The organism is Roseobacter sinensis, assembly GCF_025755255.1.
In the GTDB taxonomy this organism is placed as follows: Bacteria; Pseudomonadota; Alphaproteobacteria; order Rhodobacterales; family Rhodobacteraceae; genus Roseobacter; species Roseobacter sinensis.
On record NZ_JALIEB010000009.1, the window covers coordinates 108467 to 125839 of the forward strand.

Sequence of the window (17373 nt, forward strand, 5' to 3'; positions counted from 1 at the left end):
CGGGAAACGCCCAGAAAAAGAAGGTAAATGGGTGGTCGAATCGCCCGAAACCGCTAGATGATTCTCAAGTGATTCGGGCAAGCGAATCGTTGAGACGCGTGAGGAGTATTGAATGGCCGCCAAAGACAGCAACACCGACTCCAAGCCAGACGACCAGGACGCGGGCCACTCGCTCGACATGAGCCAGGCCGCCGTCAAGAAGATGATCGGCGAGGCGCGCGAGAAAGGCTACATCACCTACGATCAGCTCAATACGGTGCTGCCGCCCGATCAGGTCAGCTCCGAGCAGATTGAGGATGTGATGTCGATGCTCTCCGAGATGGGCATCAACATCATCGAGGACGAAGACGCCGAGGAAGAAGAGGCGAAGGGCTCCACCGAGCTGACGACCACCGAAGGCACGCGTGAAGTTGCATTGGGGTCGGGCACCTCTGAAAAGCTCGACCGCACGGACGACCCCGTGCGCATGTACCTGCGCGAAATGGGCTCGGTCGAGCTTCTGTCGCGCGAGGGTGAGATCGCGATTGCCAAGCGCATCGAGGCAGGCCGCAACACGATGATTGCGGGCCTCTGCGAGAGCCCGCTGACCTTCCAGGCGATCACCATCTGGCGCGACGAGCTTCTGTCGGAAGAGATCCTTCTGCGCGACGTCATCGACCTCGAGGCCACATTCGGCAACCAAATGGACGAGGACGGTGCGGTGGATGAGCCCGTGGTCGCGGCCGACGGCAGCACCGCCAAGACGGAAGACGAGGGTCCGGAACTGGACGCCGATGGCAACCCGATCGCGCAGGACGACGACGACGAGGATGACGATCAGGCCAACATGTCGCTGGCTGCGATGGAAGCCGCGTTGAAGCCGCAGGTGCTCGAAGCGCTCGACACCATTGCGGAGGACTACGTGAAGTTGAGCGAGATGCAGGACAGCCGCATCTCGGCCACGCTTAACGAAGACGGCACCTTCTCCGAGGCGGATGAAGAGCTCTACCAGAAGCTGCGGTCCGAGATCGTGCTGCTGGTGAACGATCTGCATCTGCACAACAACCGTATCGAAGCGCTGATCGACCAGCTTTACGGCATCAACCGGCGCATCATGCAGATCGACAGCTCCATGGTGAAGCTGGCGGATCAGGCGCGGATCAACCGGCGCGAATTCATCGACGAATACCGCGGCTACGAGCTCGATCCGAACTGGATGGAGCGGATGGCCGAGAAGCCCGGGCGCGGCTGGCAGATGTTCATCGAACGCTCCACCGAGAAGGTTGAAGAGCTGCGCACGGACATGGCGCAGGTCGGCCAGTATGTGGGCCTCGACATCTCCGAATTCCGCCGCATCGTGCAGCAGGTGCAGAAGGGCGAGAAAGAGGCGCGCCAGGCCAAAAAGGAAATGGTCGAGGCGAACCTGCGTCTGGTGATCTCCATTGCCAAGAAATACACGAACCGCGGCCTGCAATTCCTTGATCTCATTCAGGAAGGCAACATCGGCCTGATGAAGGCGGTGGACAAGTTCGAATACCGCCGCGGCTACAAGTTCTCGACCTATGCGACCTGGTGGATCCGTCAGGCGATCACCCGCTCGATTGCCGATCAGGCCCGCACCATCCGCATTCCGGTGCATATGATCGAGACGATCAACAAGCTGGTGCGCACCGGGCGCCAGATGCTGCACGAGATCGGCCGCGAGCCGACACCGGAGGAGCTGGCCGAGAAGCTGCAGATGCCGCTGGAGAAGGTCCGCAAGGTGATGAAGATCGCCAAGGAGCCGATCTCTCTGGAGACGCCGATTGGCGACGAGGAAGATTCGCAACTGGGCGATTTCATCGAGGACAAGAACGCGGTGCTGCCTTTGGACAGCGCCATTCAGGAGAACCTGAAAGAGACCACGACTCGTGTGCTGGCATCGCTCACCCCGCGTGAAGAACGCGTGCTGCGCATGCGCTTCGGTATCGGCATGAACACCGACCACACGCTCGAAGAGGTCGGCCAGCAGTTCAGCGTGACCCGCGAACGCATCCGCCAGATCGAAGCGAAGGCGCTGCGGAAGCTGAAGCATCCAAGTCGGTCGCGGAAACTGCGGAGTTTCTTGGATCAGTAGAGTTTGGCTTGTAGCAAACGGTCGCCCAAGTACAGACTGAAACTTTGGGCCTATTACAGCATCGTTGTCCCAGGGGCCCTCGGTTTTCTCGCTTGGCTCTTTGTTTGGGGTGTCCCAGTCTTAGAATTTGTCGCCAGTGACGCGTGGATCCAACTCACACGACCCCTCAATGGTGTCCTGATGGCACTGGCGTTTGTTCAGATCCTCATACTTTTTTGGGGTGTGGAAGAGACCAGGGTCTTTTTTGCTGAGAGGGCGCTCCGGAAAGGGAAGGTTCCAACGGATCGAACAGTAGCCGAGTATGACTGGTATGCAATCGGAGTGCTTTCCTTTGGAACCTTCTGCGCGGGCGTTTTGTACTCATGCATTTTGGTCATTTGCATCCCGATGGCGACAACTCTGGTAGATCGACAGCCTCTGTTGCAAGTGCAGGTTGTCACAGAGGTGTACCACGGCAGCGGAACAAAGGGACGCAACGCAATTCGCTTCGACGGCACGCACTGGTTGGTCGGCGGCCTGATTGAACCCCCACCAGAGATTCTGGATGCGGCGGGCGTCGGCGATCGGGTCGTACTGACAGGCGTCGGCAACCGCTGGGGCGTTTTCTATGACGACATTGAGCTGATTAAGCAGCAGTGAAAGTACGTGCTGGTATCTTGCTTCCGCCTTGGAACTGACCAAGTTATGGTCTGGTGACAGGCCGAATTGGAGGGATCATGCAATTTCTTAAAAAGCTCTTGGGCGGTGGAGACAACTCAGAGGCGAAAGCCTCAAGTGAGACTTACGAGGGCTTTCAGATCACACCCACGCCTATCGCCGAAGGCAATACCTACCGGGTGGCGGCGACCATCGAGAAAGAGGTGGATGGCGAGATGAAGGCGCACAAGCTGGTGCGCGCCGACACGCTGCAAGGGCTGGAAGAGGCGCAGGCCGCCTGCATCCGCAAGGCCAAGCAGGTAATCGACGAGCAGGGCGAGCGGATTTTCCGGTGAGCCCTGACGGCCCCGCCGAGATCACAATTTCGACCCGGGGGCAGGGGCTCTACGAATTTACAAAACAGATCCCTCCGCTGACCGGCTCCGGGCTGCTCACGCTGTTCATCCGCCACACCTCGGCCAGCCTGCTCATTCAGGAAAACGCCGACCCCGAGGTGCAGACCGATCTTGCGAATTTCTTCGCCCGGCTGGTGCCACCGGCGAGTGATCCGTCGATGTCCTATCTGACCCATACCTACGAAGGCCCGGACGACATGCCTGCGCATATCAAGGCTGCACTCCTGCCCACGCATCTTTGCATTCCGGTCACCGACGGGCAAATGGCGCTTGGCACCTGGCAAGGCATCTACCTCTTTGAACATCGCGACCGGCCGCATCAGCGCCGGGTGGCGGTCTCCTTCCTGCCGGCCGCCTGACGGCTGTTTCCGCTACCATATCTGGGGCCGCATTTCCCCCCTACCCAAAACCTAGGCGCTCGCCTATAATTGTGGATAAGTGGGGCGGCGATCCCACAAAGAGGCGGATAGAGGAAGGGGAGACAGCCCATGCGCTGCCCGTTTTGCGGAAACATTGACACACAGGTGAAAGACAGCCGGCCCGCAGAGGACCACGTGTCGATCCGGCGGCGACGGTTCTGCCCGGCCTGTGGCGGGCGGTTCACCACCTACGAGCGGGTGCAGCTGCGCGATCTTGTGGTGATCAAATCCAACGGCAAGCGAGAGGATTTCGACCGCGACAAGCTGGAGCGCTCGATCCGCATTTCGATGCAGAAGCGCCCCATCGATCCCGAGCGGATCGACCAGATGATCTCGGGCATCGTGCGGCGGCTGGAGAGCATGGGCGAGACGGACATTCCCTCTAAGACCATCGGTGAGATCGTGATGGAAGCGCTCGCGCGGATCGATACGGTGGCGTATGTCCGTTTTGCCAGCGTCTACAAGAATTTCCAGGCAGCGGACGATTTCGATAAATTCGTCAGCGAGTTGCGGCCCGACGTCAAAAAAGAAGAGTGAGCGCCGAGGCGCGATACATGGCGTTGGCGCTGTCGCTGGGGCGGCGCGGGCTCGGACGCACGGCGCCAAACCCCGCCGTGGGCTGCGTGATCGTGAAAGAGGGCCGGATCGTGGGCCGCGGCTGGACCCAGCCGGGCGGGCGGCCCCATGCCGAGACGGCGGCCTTGACGCAGGCGGGTCCTGCTGCGCGTGGCGCTGACGTCTATGTCACGCTCGAGCCTTGTGCGCATCAGGGCGAGACGCCGCCTTGCGCGCAGGCGCTGATCGACGCTGGTGTGGCCCGCGTGGTGGCCGCGACGCAGGATCCCGACCCGCGCGTCAGCGGTCAGGGGCTTGAGATGCTGCGTGCCGCCGGCATCGCGGTCGACGTCGGGCTGTTGGAGGACGACGCGTTGCAGGACAACGCTGGGTTCTTTGCGCGGGTCGAGCTGGATCGGCCCTTTGTCACGCTGAAGCTTGCCAGCAGCTTTGACGGGCGCATCGCCACGGCGACGGGCGAAAGCCAATGGATCACCGGGCTGTGGGCGCGAAGATATGTGCACGGTCTGCGAGCCCGTCATGACGCGGTCATGGTGGGCGGCGGAACCGCGCGCAAGGACGATCCGAGCTTGACCGTGCGGGGGCTCGGGACCTCCTGGCAACCGGCGCGCGTCGTGATCAGCCGGCGGCTCGATCTGCCGCTGATGGGCACCTTCGCGCGCACCGCGCGGGAGGTGCCTGTCATCCTGTGTCACGGCCATGATGCCGATGCGACGCTGATGCAGACCTGGGAGGACCTCGGCGCCACGCTGCTGCCGTGCGCGGCGGCGCGCGGGCAACTCGACCCGGCAGATATCCTTCGGCAGTTGGCGGGCCACGGCCTGACCCGCGTGTTCTGTGAAGGTGGCAGCGCGCTGGCCGCGAGCCTGATCGAGGCGGATCTAGTTGACGAGTTGGTCGGCTTTACCGCCGGCGTCGCAATCGGGGCCGAAGGATTGCCCTGCATCGGCGCGCTTGGGCTGGAGCATCTCGATGACGCGGCGCGGTTCGCCTTGGTCCGGAGCACGCCGCTGGGCGGCGATGTGCTGCATGTGTGGCGCAGGGCGCCCTGAGTTAGCGCCGCCAAAGCCCAGTGTGACCGGCCAGCAGACCTTGCAGCTTCGCGAGCAGCCGGTTGGTTGCGGTGCGCCGCTGCACATGGCCGCTGGCAAGCCGGTCGACCACCACTTCGACAGGGCAGGGCAGCCCGGTCTTCGGGTCGATGTAGCGCGGATAGTCGATCAGGGCTGCGTGCACCAATCCCGCCAGCGTCGGGCGGGCCCGGCGGCGCGGCGGCACCTCGCCCAGATCCCGCGTCAGCCCCCAGCCCGCGTAGAAGGGCGCGCCAAGCGTGGTGACCGGCACCTGCCGCAGGAGCGCCTCGAAGCCCAGAAGCGAGGTCATCGTCCACACCGCCTGCACCTGATCGACCAGCGCCAGCGGATCGGCGCGGTCCGCGACATAATCCGCCAGCCCGGTGGCGTCGCAGGCACCGTCGCGCAGCCCCGCCTCGACATCCGGGTGGGGTTTGTAGATGAGCGTGGCGGTGGGATGCGCCGCGCGCGCGGCCTGCAGCAAAGCGAGATTGCTGCGCACCTCGGTCGTCCCGGTTGTGACGGAGGCATCGTCTTCGACCTGACCCACCACGAGAATACGGTGCCCGTCCGGGAGAGCCGCGGGCTCACCGCCGAGGTTGTACTTGGTCAAGCGCTCTTGAACCAGCCGGGTGACGAGCGCCTGCGCCCGTGCCTCCTGATCCGGTCGCAGCTCTGAACGTTGGTCGATCAGAGCCTCCAGGCGGCTCGGGCGCGTCGGGTCGTAGTAGATGCCCAGATCGTCGAGCACCAGCGAGAGCGGCGGTACCAGATCGGCCCCGAGCCCGCGCGAGCGCAGGAAGCCGTCTTCCACGCGCACCGCATCCGATTGCGCGCTCTGAGCTTTCGCCGCCCAGACCATCCAAGGCCGGTCGAGCGCCCGCGCCTTCTCGGGATCGTCTTCAAAGATCACGGGCCGGTGCATCCCGAAGACCTGTTGAAGCGGCTTGCGCTTCCATAGTCGCATGCCCGAGGCGACCCAGCCGCGGTGGTCATCGCGCCAGCTTCGGGCCTGCGCCGCGAGAGTTTCAACGACCTTGCTCGGCTCACAGAGCTGATCCCGATAGGGATCGTACCACTTCGGATAGAGCATCATCGCGGCGGCAAAGAGCTGGGCGCGGGTGAGCTTGCGCTGGCGACGCTGGACAGGGAATTCGTCCTGCGACAGGCCCCAGCCTGCGTAGAACGGCTGTCCGAAGACACGCGGCTTGTGGCCCGCAAAGATCGCCTCGAACCCCAGTTGTGACGAGACGGTATAGACGCCGACGGCCCCCTCGAAGAGCACCCAGGGGCTGACCGGATCGGTGAGCAGCGTGATGCGGGCCGAGAGGTCCTGCGCCTCGAAATACCCGGGCCGGAAACCTGCAACCGACTCCGGGTGCGACTTGATCACGATGGGCGCGCCCGGGTGCTCCTCCTGCGCGACGAAGAGCATTTCCAGAAACCGGTTCCGATCGGCGCCGCAGGCGGTGACCGAAGCATCGCCACGGGTCTGGTCGAGCACCAGCACGTACCCCGGTGGCGGTGCGGGGCGGGCGGGATCGACGGCGCTGAACTTGGTCAGATGCGCCTCTTGGATCCGCGCCATCAGCCCACGCGCAGTATCGAGCAGCGCTGTGTCGTCAAGCGGGTGTGTGGCAAGCAGCGTCTCGAGATCCGAGGCGGTCGCGGGGTCGTAGTGGACACCGCCGTGATCGATCAGCAGGCCAAGCGGCGGTTCCTTCATCCGGCCGGGGTGCAGCGAGCGCAACCAGGCGTCCTCCACCCGCACCAGACCCTTGCCAGCCCTCTGAGCTATAGCCTCGCCGCGATGGGCGGTCGGGCTCATCCCCCAGACGCCCACCAGATCCTCGGGGCCCGGCGCGCCGAGCTTGATCCGATATCCGCTGAGTTCGAGAATGCGCCGGATGCGGGGCTGGGTCAGAAATCCGCCATTGTATACAAAGAGCCGCCGGTCAGCAGTCTGTCCGGCGGCCTCGGGCTCAGGCGGGGCGACCATTCGGAGGGCTAGTTGGCCAGTTGGTCGATGGAGGCCGCGGGGCTGACAAGCGAACCGAAGACGGCCGCGACCGCCTTGTTCCACTGTGCGAGCGGCGCTTCGGTGACATAGATCGTGTCGCCATCACGGACCACGAAATCGCGTGCCATGAACATGCCGTTGGGCTCCGTCAGATCGAGCAGGTAGATCATCCGCTGCGCGCCCACCAGATCGTTGCGCCCAAGCACCTCGGCGGCGACCTCAGCAGGTTCATTGCGGAACACAAAGACGCCCGTCGCGTCAGAGGTCGACGAGACCAGGCCGCCGACCTGCGCGATCGCTTCCAGCGCCGAGAGGTTCTGCGACTGGAAAGGCACCCGCGCCTGGGCCCCGGTGGCGCCCAGAGCGGTGAAGGAGCGTGTGTCCTCCTCCACGAGAATGCGGTCGCCACCGCGCAGTGCGATATCGAGCTCGGGGTGATCGTAGAGATCCTGGAACCAGATGCGACTGCGCTCATGCCCGCGGATCACGGTGATCTGGGCGATCTCGGGTTCGATGGTCACCCCGCCGGCGCGGGCCAGCATGCTCGAGAGGGTGCGCGTGGGCCGCTCGATGGCGTAGACACCCTGGCCCCCCACCGCTCCGATGAGCGATACGGTCGAGCCGTCACCCGCTTCGCGGCGCACCTCGACCTGTGGGTCCGGGGTCTGGTCTTCGAGCCGGGTGGTGATGATCCGGCGGATCGCCTCGGGCGAGTTTCCGGCCGCACGGATGCGCCCTGCGTAGGGGACGAAGATGAACCCGTCGCCGTCAACCTGAACGGTTTCGAGCAGCGTGGCATTGGTGGTCTCAGCCGCCAGCAGCCCGTCATCCACGTTCTCCCAGATCGTGAGCCCCAGGAGGTCGCCGGGCCGGATCGTGTCTGATCCGATGGGTGCGGCATTCTTGAAGCTGTCCGAGAAGCCGAGCGCGGGGACGACGGCGATGGCACGGGTGACGCGATCGTTGACCGAGACGACGAAGGCGTCGCCCTGTTTTTCCACGGAGCCCTGGTAGATCTGCCGTTTGTTCGGTCCGACATGAGGTAAACCGCACGACGCAAGGACGGCCAAGGCCGTCACAAGGGCGATGGGGCGTGCCCACCGAAAGCCGGATGGTGTCACTGCGTGGTCTCCTCGACCGTTCGAACTCTGCCTCGTCTCGCCGGTTTGTCCCGGACTATTCGCGGCAGAATAGTGACATCTCGCTTGAAAATCCAGCACTTGGACGTGTGTTGGCTATTTCACCAGCCGCAACTGTTGCGGATCAGCCGCGGTTCTCGGCGGCTCAAGCGCGTAGGGATCGCGCTCGGCCAGTATCAGATCGACGACCGTGCGCAGCAATTGGCGCCGCCCGCGGCTGGCGTAGAAGCTTCCCGGCAGCTGGCTGGTTTGCAGCAGATAGGTCCGAAACTCCTGATAGGCCGTCCGGTTCGGTCGGATCGGGGCACGGAAGAACTCTGACAAGGGCTGGTCCGAGACCAGTTCGGGCTTGTTGTAGACAGCCGCGCCGAAGGCCTTCAGCGGGATGCCGCGCCAGAGCGCCTGTTGTCCGGACGTCGAGTTCACGGTCACCGCACTGCGCGCTTCGTCCAGAATGCCAGCGAGTTTTCCGCCGCGCAGGTAGTGCACCCGGTCCGCGATCCCGGCGGCACGCGCAAAGCGCCGGATGTCGCGCCGCAGGGGTGCGCGGCCATCCTCGAGGGGATGCGCCTTGAACACGAGGTGATGGTGGCCAGGGGCGCCCGAGGCGAATTCCGTGATCACCAGCTCAAGGAATTCCGCCTGAGACTCAAACGGCGCATGGTTCTGAAAGGCGCTGTCGTGCTCGAGCTGCAACAGCGCGAGATGGTAGGGGAACCCGCCCTGCTGGATGCGAAAGGTCGCCAGACGCCGCTCGAGCCCCTGAAACGGCATCAGCACCAGACGGCGCAGGTAGAGCCGAAACTCCTGCGCGACGTTGAGGGCCCGGTGCGGCCGGAAGCGGCGATATCGCTGGTTCAGGAACATGACGAACCCATGGTAGGCGGCGCCGTAGAACACATGCTGACGCATGTCTCCCCAGTGGCAGGGCGGCACGGGCGCCTCACGCGCCGGATCAGCCTGCGCGGCGCGCATTCGGTCGAGCGGCATCTCCATAAGGGGCGAATGACCGTTCGAGCCGCCGCGCTCGTAGCTGACCCAGTAGGGGCGCAGATAGCCTTCTTCGAAGACATGCACCCGGAGGCCGCGGGCCTTGGCGGCGGTGACCGCCTCGGCGTGCATCCACCGCGTATCGCCATAGAGGACCAGATCGGTGATGCCTCTCTCGTCCAGTATTTGGCACAGAAATCCTGACCAGTCCGCCGGGTCCGCGCGAAATGGAACATAGCTCCGGCGCTGCGGCCAAAAGGCGCTGTCACCCATATTGAACCCGATGCGCCAGACCGTAGCACCGGTTTTGGCGAGCTTCTGCCCGAGTTGGAAAAAGAACGGCCCATGCGGCCCTTGCAGGAACAGAAAGACGCGGTCTTGCGGGGGAGGGGCCTCTGTCGCGGCCGGGCGGGTCGTCACGTTCGCGCTTCACTCTTTTCTGTCACCCCGCGCGGCTTATGGCATTTTGCGCACGATCCGGCAAGCGCCGGGGCTTGCGCGCAGGCCGAGCGGCGGCTACCTCCCCCTCAGGCATCACAGGAAAGCGGACCCATGTTCACTGGCATTGTCACCGATATCGGCGAGGTTCTGGCGCTGACGCAGGAGGGCGATCTGCGCGCGCGGATCCGGACGGGTTACGACACGCAGGGTATCGACATGGGCGCTTCCATCGCCTCGGATGGCGTGTGCCTCACTGTCGTCGATCTCGGGCCCGACTGGTACGAGGTGCAGGTCAGCGCTGAGACAGTCGACAAGACCAACCTCGGCGCATGGGCGGTCGGCAAGCGGGTCAACCTCGAACGCGCGCTGCGCGTGGGCGATGAGCTTGGCGGGCACATCGTCTCGGGTCATGTGGACGGCGTGGCCGAGGTGATCTCGGTCACTGACGAAGGTGACAGCACGCGTGTTCTGCTGCGCGCGCCCGCAGATCTGGCGCGGTTCATCGCACCCAAGGGTTCGGTCGCGCTCAACGGTACCTCGCTCACCGTGAACGAGGTTGACGGCGCGGACTTCGGGATCAACTTCATCCCGCACACCAAAAAGGCCACCACCTGGGGCGACGTGGCGGTGGGCGACCGGGTCAATCTGGAGATCGATACGCTCGCCCGTTACGTTGCGCGCCTTGCAGAGATGCACGAGCCCTGAGCGCGGGGCGCATCTGGTCAAGCCATCGCCGCTGCGATAAGAGCCGTCCCAGGTGAAGAGAAAGGCACGCGCGCCATGAGCTTTGAAACCCCCGGGCCCATCGAGACCGATCTGCGCGCCAAGATTGCGCCGGTGGAGGAGATCATCGAAGAGGCCCGGCAGGGGCGAATGTTCATCCTCGTCGACCACGAGGATCGCGAGAATGAGGGTGACCTGGTGATCCCCGCTCAGTTCGCCGATGCCGAAGCGATCAATTTCATGGCGACGCATGGTCGGGGCCTGATCTGCATGCCGCTGACGGCAGAGCGGGTGGAGACATTGGGCCTGCCGATGATGGCGGTGAATAACTCCTCGCGGCACGAGACCGCCTTCACCGTCTCGATCGAAGCACGCGAAGGGGTGACAACCGGCATCTCTGCTGCCGATCGGGCGTTGACCGTCGCCGTGGCCATCAGCGAGCAGGCCGGGGCGGCCGACATTGCGACGCCGGGCCACATCTTCCCACTGCGCGCGCGACGCGGCGGCGTTCTGGTGCGCGCGGGCCATACGGAAGCGGCCGTCGACATCAGTCGCCTTGCTGGGCTGCATCCTTCGGGCGTGATCTGCGAGATCATGAAGCCCGATGGCGAGATGGCACGGCTGCCGGATCTGGTCGCCTTCGCCGCCGAGCACGGGATGAAGATCGGCACGATCAGCGATCTCATCTCCTACCGGCTGCAGCACGACAACCTGCTGCGCTTGCGAGACGAACGCACCGTCACCTCAGCCTACGGCGGCGAGTGGCATATGCGCGTCTTTGCCGATGAGATCACCGGCACGGATCACGTAGTGTTGAGCAAGGGCGATCTCAACGACAACGCACCGATCCTCGTGCGGACCCATGCGCTGAATGCTCTGGAGGATGTGCTGGGCCTCGGCCCCAGCCCGGCGGACGAGCTGCCCCGCGCGATGCAGATCATTGCCGAAGAAGGGCGCGGGGCGGTGCTGCTCTTCCGCGAACCGCACCCGAAGCTGCGCCTCGATGGCGATGAGGATGACGGTCCGCGCACCATCAAGCGCACGGGTGTCGGTGCACAAATCATGTCGAGCCTTGGGTTCCGCGACCTGATCCTGCTGACAGACAGCCCGCAGACCAAATACCTGGGCCTCAAGGCCTACAACCTCTCCATCGTGGGCACGCGCCCGATCACCAAGGAGTAGCCATGGCGGCCAATCAAGAGCATTACGTCCTGCCGCGCCCGGAATTCGACAAGCCGGTGAAAATCCTGATTGTCGTGGCGCCCTACTACAAGGACATCGCCGACAGTCTGGTGGCCGGCGCCAAGGCCGAGATCGAGGCGGCCGGAGCAACTTGGGATCTGATCGAGATGCCCGGCGCGCTTGAAGTGCCCACGGCCATCGGGATCTCCGACCGGGGCAGCAATTTCGACGGCTATGTGGCGCTTGGTTGCGTCATCCGCGGTGAGACGACGCATTACGAAACGGTCTGCAACGACAGCAGCCGCGCGCTGCAGCTGCTGGGCCTGCAGGGGCTTTGTATCGGCAACGGCATCCTGACGGTGGAGACCCGCGCGCAGGCGGAGGCGCGGGCGGATGTAGAAGGCCAAAACAAGGGGGGCGGCGCAGCGGCAGCGGCCTTGCATCTGGTGGCGATGGCCCGTAAGTGGGCCAACCAATCCAAAGGCATCGGCTTCAAGCCCGCAGGGCAGGATACGCTGATCGCCGGTTCAAGTGACGGATCCAAGACCGCATGACATCGCTGCATGGCAACCTCTCGGGTAATCAGCGCCGGAAGATGAAATCCGCCGCACGGCTTTATGCCGTGCAGGCGCTCTTCCAGATGGAGCATTCCGGGCAAACGGTGGAGTCCGTGCGGGCGGAGTTTCTCGATCACCGGTTCGGCGCAGTCTATGATGGCGAGGAGATGCTCGATGGCGATATGGAGCTCTTTGGCGAGGTGCTGGACCGGGCGGTGAACTATCAGGCGCCGATCGATCAGATGACGGACCGGGCGCTGGTTGCGAAATGGCCCATCGCACGCATCGATCCGACGCTGCGGGCGCTGTTCCGCGCGGCCGGCGCCGAAATGCAAGCCAAAGAGACGCCTCCCAAAGTTGTGATTACCGAGTATGTCGACGTCGCGCGCGCCTTTTTCCCCGAGGGAAAGGAGCCGAAGTTCGTGAATGCGGTGCTCGACCACATGGCCCGCGAGGCGCAACCCGAGGCCTTTTGAAACGCGCCCGATCTGCGCTATCTTTTGATCAAAGGAGACCGACATGCCGCGAGTCGTCAGACTGTACATGAAGAGCGCTTTCACCGGCTTTTTCGCAGCCGGGGCCTTCGTGGCCCTTGTTTTATGGCTCAACGTCGCGAATCTCGGACATCTGGTGGCAACCTCGGATGTCGCGGTGATGGCGGTCGCGGTGTTCTGGGTGCTGAACGGAATCGTCTTCTCCGGCGTTCAGTTCGCCTGGGCGATCACCGCCATGGCCGCGCGCGACGATCGCAATGACGACAGTGGCGGTGGTCCGCGGCAAGCGGTGCCCGTTCTGGTTGCGTCACCAGCCCCCAAACCGCGCCGTTAGCGCTAATATTCAGCAAAACCCTCTGGACATTTCGGCCTCAGATGCCATCTTTGGTACAAAGGAGACCGGCAATGTTTGAGTACATTCTTCGTTTGATCCGCAGTGTCTTTAGCCAGCCCCAGCAGGAAGAATTGCTGGTACCGGTCCGTGTCGAAGAGAAACGCACGCTTCACAAGCGTCGCTGAGCCGACCGAAAAAGCTGATATCGCTGAGGGAAGCGGGTTCGGGTGACGGGCCCGCTGCAACCGTTTGGTATTTATTCCCGAGGACCTGTATATACAGGTGGGCGCCAGGTAACTTGGCCAGGGCCAGGACAGAGCCAGCTCCCTCGGATTTGCTTAAGGCCACTGGAACGTAACCAGTCACGCGAAGAGCAGCACCCGTCATCAAAGCACTTAATCGCCTGTGGTCCCAGCGACAAGTGCGCATGGGCGATGCGGCAAAATATTCTTGAACGATGTTCCCGATCTGTTCATAGTTTGGCCATGACTGTGCCCGATCTTTCATCTGTCCAGCCCGGCCAACTGCTGGCGCGCGGCGCGGGGCGCCTGCTGTCGAGCTATGGGTTTGTCAGTGTGGAAGAGCTCATCCCCGCGCGCGGGCTGCGCGTGGACGTCATGGGGCTCGGCCCGAAAGGCGAGATTTGGGTGATCGAATGCAAATCGAGCCGGGCGGACTTTTGCTCCGACCACAAGTGGGAAGGCTACCTTGAGTGGTGCGATCGCTTCTTCTGGGCGGTGGACGAATATTTTCCGACGGAACTGTTGCCCGATCACACGGGGCTGATCATCGCCGATGCCTACGGTGGCGAGGTCGTTCGCATGGGTCCCGAGACCAAGCTCGCGGCGGCGCGGCGCAAGGTGCTGATTCAGAAGGTAGCGACGACAGCCGCACGGCGGCTGCAGGGGCTGCGCGATCCGGAGATGGCGCTGGAGTGGGGCTAGCGGCGCTTGCGGCCCATATTGCGGGCGCGGTTGGCTGCGGCGGTGATTTCCTCGGCGATCTCGTCCGCATCGTCCGGCGAGAAATCCATAGGAATTTCAACGCCTTCTGATTCGACATAAATGCGAACCATGCCCTTGTCCGTCGGCCCGATCTGGAGGTTTGCCTCGATCTCGCGCTCGGTATCGATGCCCATCCGTAGTCTCCTGTCTGATCCGATCAATCGCTAGCCTGCACGGGCTTGAAAGGCAAGCGGGCATGCGGTTTGCTAGGTTTATGGACAGGGTGCGCATTCGACCTTTCACACCGCACGACCGCGATTGGCTGGTCGCCCAGCACGGCACGCTCTATGCGCAAGCTGAGGGCTTTGATGCGAGCTTCGGTGCGTTGGTGGCAGAGATTCTGGACCAGTTCATCGTACATCACGACAGTGTGGCCGAGCGCGGCTGGATCGCCGAGGACGCGGGCCGCCGACTGGGTTCGATCTTCTGTGTCAGACTGTCAGAGACGACGGCCAAACTGCGTCTCTTCCTGCTGGTGCCCGAGGCGCGGGGCAAGGGCCTCGGCAAGCGCCTTTTGCGCACCTGCATGGGCTTTGCGAAGGCGCAAGGCTACCGCGACATGCAACTCTGGACTCACGAAAGCCATGCGGCGGCCTGCGCGCTCTATCGCGCCGAAGGCTGGGACTTGCTGAGCGCAAAGCCCGTGCATTCCTTCGGTCAGGACCTTGTGGAACAGAGCTGGGCCTATCGTTTCTAAGCCTCTTGCATTCCGCAAACCGGGCGGATACATCCAGATTTGTGCCGCCTTAGCTCAGTTGGTTAGAGCGCCTGATTGTGGATCAGGAGGTCCCTGGTTCGAGCCCAGGAGGTGGTACCATCCTCCGTGCAGATCGCCCTCAGAGCACAATGCCGAGCAGAACCGGCAGGGTGATCACCGACAGCAGTGTCGAAACCACCACGAGACCGGCGACCGCCTCGGCATCTGCGCCGTATTTTTCGGCGATCAGATAGCTGGTGACTGCCGCCGGTGCCGCCAATTGCAACACCAGGATGCCGAAGGCCACATGCGGCAGCTCGAACCAGAGCCCCAAGCTCCAGCCGATGCTGACGCAGAGGGTGATCTTGACCAGTGCAATCCACAGCGAGCGGCCGAAGTTCTGCGGGCTCAGCCGCGCGACGGCGACGCCAAGGGTGATCAGCATGAGCGGAATGGCCATCTGGCCGAGCAGCGAGAGCGTGTTGGTGACGAGGGGAGGCGTTTGCCACCCCTGCCAGAGAAAGAGGGCGCCGAGAAGCGTGGCCGCGACCATCGGTTCCTTGAACATCGTAAGCGGCGAGTTCGTCCGCGCGACGGTCCAGACGCCGAAGGTGAAGGCGAAGATCGACGAGACGGCGAAGACCACCACCGCATAGCCGAACCCTTCGTCTCCATAAGCAAAGAACGCCAGCGGCAAGCCGATGTTACCGGTGTTGCCCATCATGATCGGCGCGAGATAGGTGCGGACTTCGAGGCCGGTAAGACGCACAAAGCACCAAGCCCCGAAGGCGGCACAGGCATATCCTGCCATCGCAGCGAGGCTGATCTGCGAGAGCGATTGCGCGGGAATTTTCGTTTGCATCAGCGCCACGAAGATGAGCGCGGGGACCGCGAGCGTCATCGACAGCCGCGTGACGAACTGGACGCGATACTCAAAGCCCAGGCGGACCCACAGAAACCCGATACCGGCCAGCAGGAACACAGGCGCCGTGATTTCGATGACTTTCAGGGCAAGATCCAAAGCGCGTCCTCAGGTTGAAGTATGTCGCGTAATGCTTTGCTTTTGTGAGAAAGATTATCTCTCGACCGCGATGGTCTGCCGCAGCTGCCCGGTCACGCGATCGAAGATCAGGATCTCGTCGGCATCGGTTGTCACCGCGTACCACTCCGGCCCTTGCGTGAAGCTCACGGCCCTTGCGCCATCGGGCAGCGCGATTGTTTCGGGCAAATCGGGGGCCGGCCCGTTGAAACGCATGACAATCAGCGCGATGATCAGTAAGACACCGCCGATCATCGTGGCGGTGAGCACCGTGACCAGCCGGCGCAGAAACCGCAGGTTGGCGGGCTCGGGTCGCGCTGCGTCCGCATCTGTTTCTGGGTTGTCCATGCCGTCTCGCCAAATCCGCTTCACCATCGACGCCTCGCCGCCGTCGCGCCTTGATAAGGCGCTTGCCCGCGATGTGCCAGAGGAGGCGTCGCTCTCGCGTACGCGCCTCGCCCGGCTGATCTCGGAGGGCGTTGTGCAGGTCAATGGCCAGCCGCAAACCGACCCGAAGGCGCGCGTCGACGCCGGGGCCGAAATCACCATTGACGTGGAGGAGGCGCGGGAGAGCCATATCCTGCCCGAAGACATAGCCCTCGATGTTGTGCATGAGGATGCGGATCTCATCGTGGTCAACAAGCCCGCGGGCCTCGTGGTGCATCCTGCGCCGGGGACGCCGTCGGGCACGCTTGTCAACGCGCTGCTGGCGCATTGTGGCGATGACCTCTCTGGTGTTGGCGGTCTGAAACGCCCGGGCATCGTGCACCGGATCGACAAGGACACGTCTGGTCTGCTGGTGGTTGCGAAATCCGACGCGGCGCATCATGGGCTGGCCGCCCAATTCGAGGCGCATCGGGTCGAGCGCTACTACAACGCGGTCGTCTATGGTGTGCCGGACGGGAACGACCCGCGGCTGCGCGGCGTCAAGGGCGTGAGTTTCGAGCCCGGCCACATCCTGAAGATCACAACGCAACTCGCGCGCCACAAGACGGATCGCCAGCGCCAGGCGGTGCTGTTCGAGGGCGGGCGGCATGCGGTGACACGGGCGCGGACTGTCGAACGCTTTGGACGGCCACCTGTCCTTGCACTGCTGGAATGCTGGCTCGAGACGGGACGCACCCATCAGATTCGCGTGCATCTTGCCCATGCGGGCCATGGGCTTGTTGGCGATCCAACTTATGGTGGCAAGCGTAAATTGCCCGCAAAGTCTCTCGACGCGGCGGCCGCTCAGGCGGTGGCCGCATTCCCGCGCCAGGCCTTGCATGCTGCCGTGTTGGGCTTTGAACACCCCGTCACTGGCGCCAATCTGCGGTTCGAGGCACCCTTGCCACAGGATCTGTCCGAACTGCTCGGGAGTGTTCGCGCCTGACCGACACATTCCACAAACCTGCGTGAGCGCACCGTCATGTGAAGTGTTAACGCTGGCGCTTCGTGTCAGTCTTTCGTTAACGCGGCGGCGATACACTTGGCATTAACAATTTCGCAGCAGCTGACTTGAACTGATCGGTTCAGACACCATATTTCATGTTAAGCCC

At 63.4% G+C, this 17373-nt stretch carries 20 protein-coding genes and 1 tRNA gene; 15 read left to right on the forward strand and 6 right to left on the reverse strand.

Annotation, left to right across the window (positions count from 1 at the left end; translation table 11 throughout):
* The first annotated feature begins 112 nt into the window (after positions 1-112).
* The 6 genes from rpoD (at position 113) to ribD (ending at position 5194) form a co-directional block, all read left to right on the forward strand.
* A complete protein-coding gene (gene rpoD / locus MUB52_RS14375; protein ID WP_263844930.1) occupies positions 113-2095 on the forward strand; it encodes an RNA polymerase sigma factor RpoD in 1983 nt (660 codons plus the stop codon).
* Positions 2096-2275: 180 nt separating this feature from the next.
* Positions 2276-2734 carry a hypothetical protein gene (locus tag MUB52_RS14380; protein WP_263844931.1) on the forward strand — a complete coding sequence of 153 codons (459 nt, stop codon included), beginning with the start codon at positions 2276-2278 and terminating at the stop codon, positions 2732-2734.
* Between the two features lie 77 nt (positions 2735-2811).
* On the forward strand, positions 2812-3087 hold the full coding sequence (locus MUB52_RS14385; protein WP_263844932.1) for an HlyU family transcriptional regulator: 276 nt from the start codon (positions 2812-2814) through the stop codon (positions 3085-3087).
* Complete coding sequence (locus MUB52_RS14390; RefSeq protein WP_263844933.1) at positions 3084-3506, forward strand: secondary thiamine-phosphate synthase enzyme YjbQ; 423 nt, start codon at positions 3084-3086, stop codon at positions 3504-3506. Before MUB52_RS14385 ends, MUB52_RS14390 begins: the two co-directional genes overlap by 4 nt.
* A gap of 129 nt (positions 3507-3635) precedes the next feature.
* A complete protein-coding gene (nrdR, locus tag MUB52_RS14395) occupies positions 3636-4103 on the forward strand; it encodes a transcriptional regulator NrdR (protein WP_263844934.1) in 468 nt (155 codons plus the stop codon).
* A 17-nt stretch (positions 4104-4120) separates the two neighbouring features.
* Positions 4121-5194 (forward strand): bifunctional diaminohydroxyphosphoribosylaminopyrimidine deaminase/5-amino-6-(5-phosphoribosylamino)uracil reductase RibD, encoded by a 1074-nt coding sequence (ribD, locus tag MUB52_RS14400; protein ID WP_263844935.1) that lies wholly within the window; start codon positions 4121-4123, stop codon positions 5192-5194.
* Between the two features lies 1 nt (position 5195).
* On the opposite strand, the gene MUB52_RS14405 is transcribed toward ribD, so the two are convergent.
* From MUB52_RS14405 to MUB52_RS14415, 3 genes are all read right to left on the reverse strand, one after another.
* A complete protein-coding gene (locus MUB52_RS14405; protein WP_263844936.1) occupies positions 5196-7214 on the reverse strand; it encodes a capsular polysaccharide biosynthesis protein in 2019 nt (672 codons plus the stop codon).
* 8 nt (positions 7215-7222) lie between these two features.
* Entirely contained in the window at positions 7223-8356 is a 1134-nt protein-coding gene (locus MUB52_RS14410) for a polysaccharide biosynthesis/export family protein (RefSeq protein WP_263844937.1), read from the reverse strand.
* 114 nt (positions 8357-8470) lie between these two features.
* Positions 8471-9784 carry a capsule biosynthesis protein gene (locus MUB52_RS14415; RefSeq protein ID WP_263844938.1) on the reverse strand — a complete coding sequence of 438 codons (1314 nt, stop codon included), beginning with the start codon at positions 9782-9784 and terminating at the stop codon, positions 8471-8473.
* Positions 9785-9916: 132 nt separating this feature from the next.
* On the opposite strand from MUB52_RS14415, the gene MUB52_RS14420 reads away from it, so the two are divergent.
* From MUB52_RS14420 to MUB52_RS14445, 6 genes are all read left to right on the forward strand, one after another.
* On the forward strand, positions 9917-10510 hold the full coding sequence (locus MUB52_RS14420) for a riboflavin synthase (protein WP_263844939.1): 594 nt from the start codon (positions 9917-9919) through the stop codon (positions 10508-10510).
* Positions 10511-10585: 75 nt separating this feature from the next.
* Entirely contained in the window at positions 10586-11710 is a 1125-nt protein-coding gene (gene ribB, locus MUB52_RS14425; RefSeq protein WP_263844940.1) for a 3,4-dihydroxy-2-butanone-4-phosphate synthase, read from the forward strand.
* Positions 11711-11712: 2 nt separating this feature from the next.
* Entirely contained in the window at positions 11713-12264 is a 552-nt protein-coding gene (locus MUB52_RS14430; RefSeq protein WP_263844941.1) for a 6,7-dimethyl-8-ribityllumazine synthase, read from the forward strand.
* Positions 12261-12743 carry a transcription antitermination factor NusB gene (nusB, locus tag MUB52_RS14435; RefSeq protein ID WP_263844942.1) on the forward strand — a complete coding sequence of 161 codons (483 nt, stop codon included), beginning with the start codon at positions 12261-12263 and terminating at the stop codon, positions 12741-12743. The genes MUB52_RS14430 and nusB overlap by 4 nt, the downstream gene beginning before the upstream one ends.
* Before the next feature lie 43 nt (positions 12744-12786).
* Positions 12787-13095 (forward strand): hypothetical protein, encoded by a 309-nt coding sequence (locus tag MUB52_RS14440; protein ID WP_263844943.1) that lies wholly within the window; start codon positions 12787-12789, stop codon positions 13093-13095.
* 485 nt (positions 13096-13580) lie between these two features.
* Positions 13581-14039 carry an MmcB family DNA repair protein gene (locus tag MUB52_RS14445; protein WP_263844944.1) on the forward strand — a complete coding sequence of 153 codons (459 nt, stop codon included), beginning with the start codon at positions 13581-13583 and terminating at the stop codon, positions 14037-14039.
* Here the strand turns inward: MUB52_RS14445 and MUB52_RS14450 are convergent.
* Positions 14036-14233, reverse strand: coding sequence for a DUF6324 family protein (locus MUB52_RS14450; protein WP_263844945.1), 198 nt, complete (start codon positions 14231-14233; stop codon positions 14036-14038). The two genes, MUB52_RS14445 and MUB52_RS14450, sit on opposite strands and share 4 nt — an antisense overlap.
* A gap of 80 nt (positions 14234-14313) precedes the next feature.
* On the opposite strand from MUB52_RS14450, the gene MUB52_RS14455 reads away from it, so the two are divergent.
* Together MUB52_RS14455 and MUB52_RS14460 are read left to right on the forward strand one after the other, a co-directional pair.
* Positions 14314-14796: a GNAT family N-acetyltransferase gene (locus MUB52_RS14455; RefSeq protein WP_263845013.1), complete on the forward strand. Its 483-nt coding sequence runs from the start codon at positions 14314-14316 to the stop codon at positions 14794-14796.
* 43 nt (positions 14797-14839) lie between these two features.
* Positions 14840-14916, forward strand: a tRNA-His gene (locus MUB52_RS14460).
* Positions 14917-14935: 19 nt separating this feature from the next.
* Here the strand turns inward: MUB52_RS14460 and MUB52_RS14465 are convergent.
* Both MUB52_RS14465 and MUB52_RS14470 read right to left on the reverse strand, forming a co-directional pair.
* Positions 14936-15817, reverse strand: coding sequence for an AEC family transporter (locus tag MUB52_RS14465; RefSeq protein WP_263844946.1), 882 nt, complete (start codon positions 15815-15817; stop codon positions 14936-14938).
* A gap of 54 nt (positions 15818-15871) precedes the next feature.
* Positions 15872-16183, reverse strand: coding sequence for a DUF6476 family protein (locus tag MUB52_RS14470; protein ID WP_263844947.1), 312 nt, complete (start codon positions 16181-16183; stop codon positions 15872-15874).
* On the opposite strand from MUB52_RS14470, the gene MUB52_RS14475 reads away from it, so the two are divergent.
* Positions 16182-17207 (forward strand): RluA family pseudouridine synthase, encoded by a 1026-nt coding sequence (locus MUB52_RS14475; RefSeq protein WP_263844948.1) that lies wholly within the window; start codon positions 16182-16184, stop codon positions 17205-17207. The genes MUB52_RS14470 and MUB52_RS14475 overlap by 2 nt on opposite strands.
* Positions 17208-17373 lie beyond the last annotated feature (166 nt).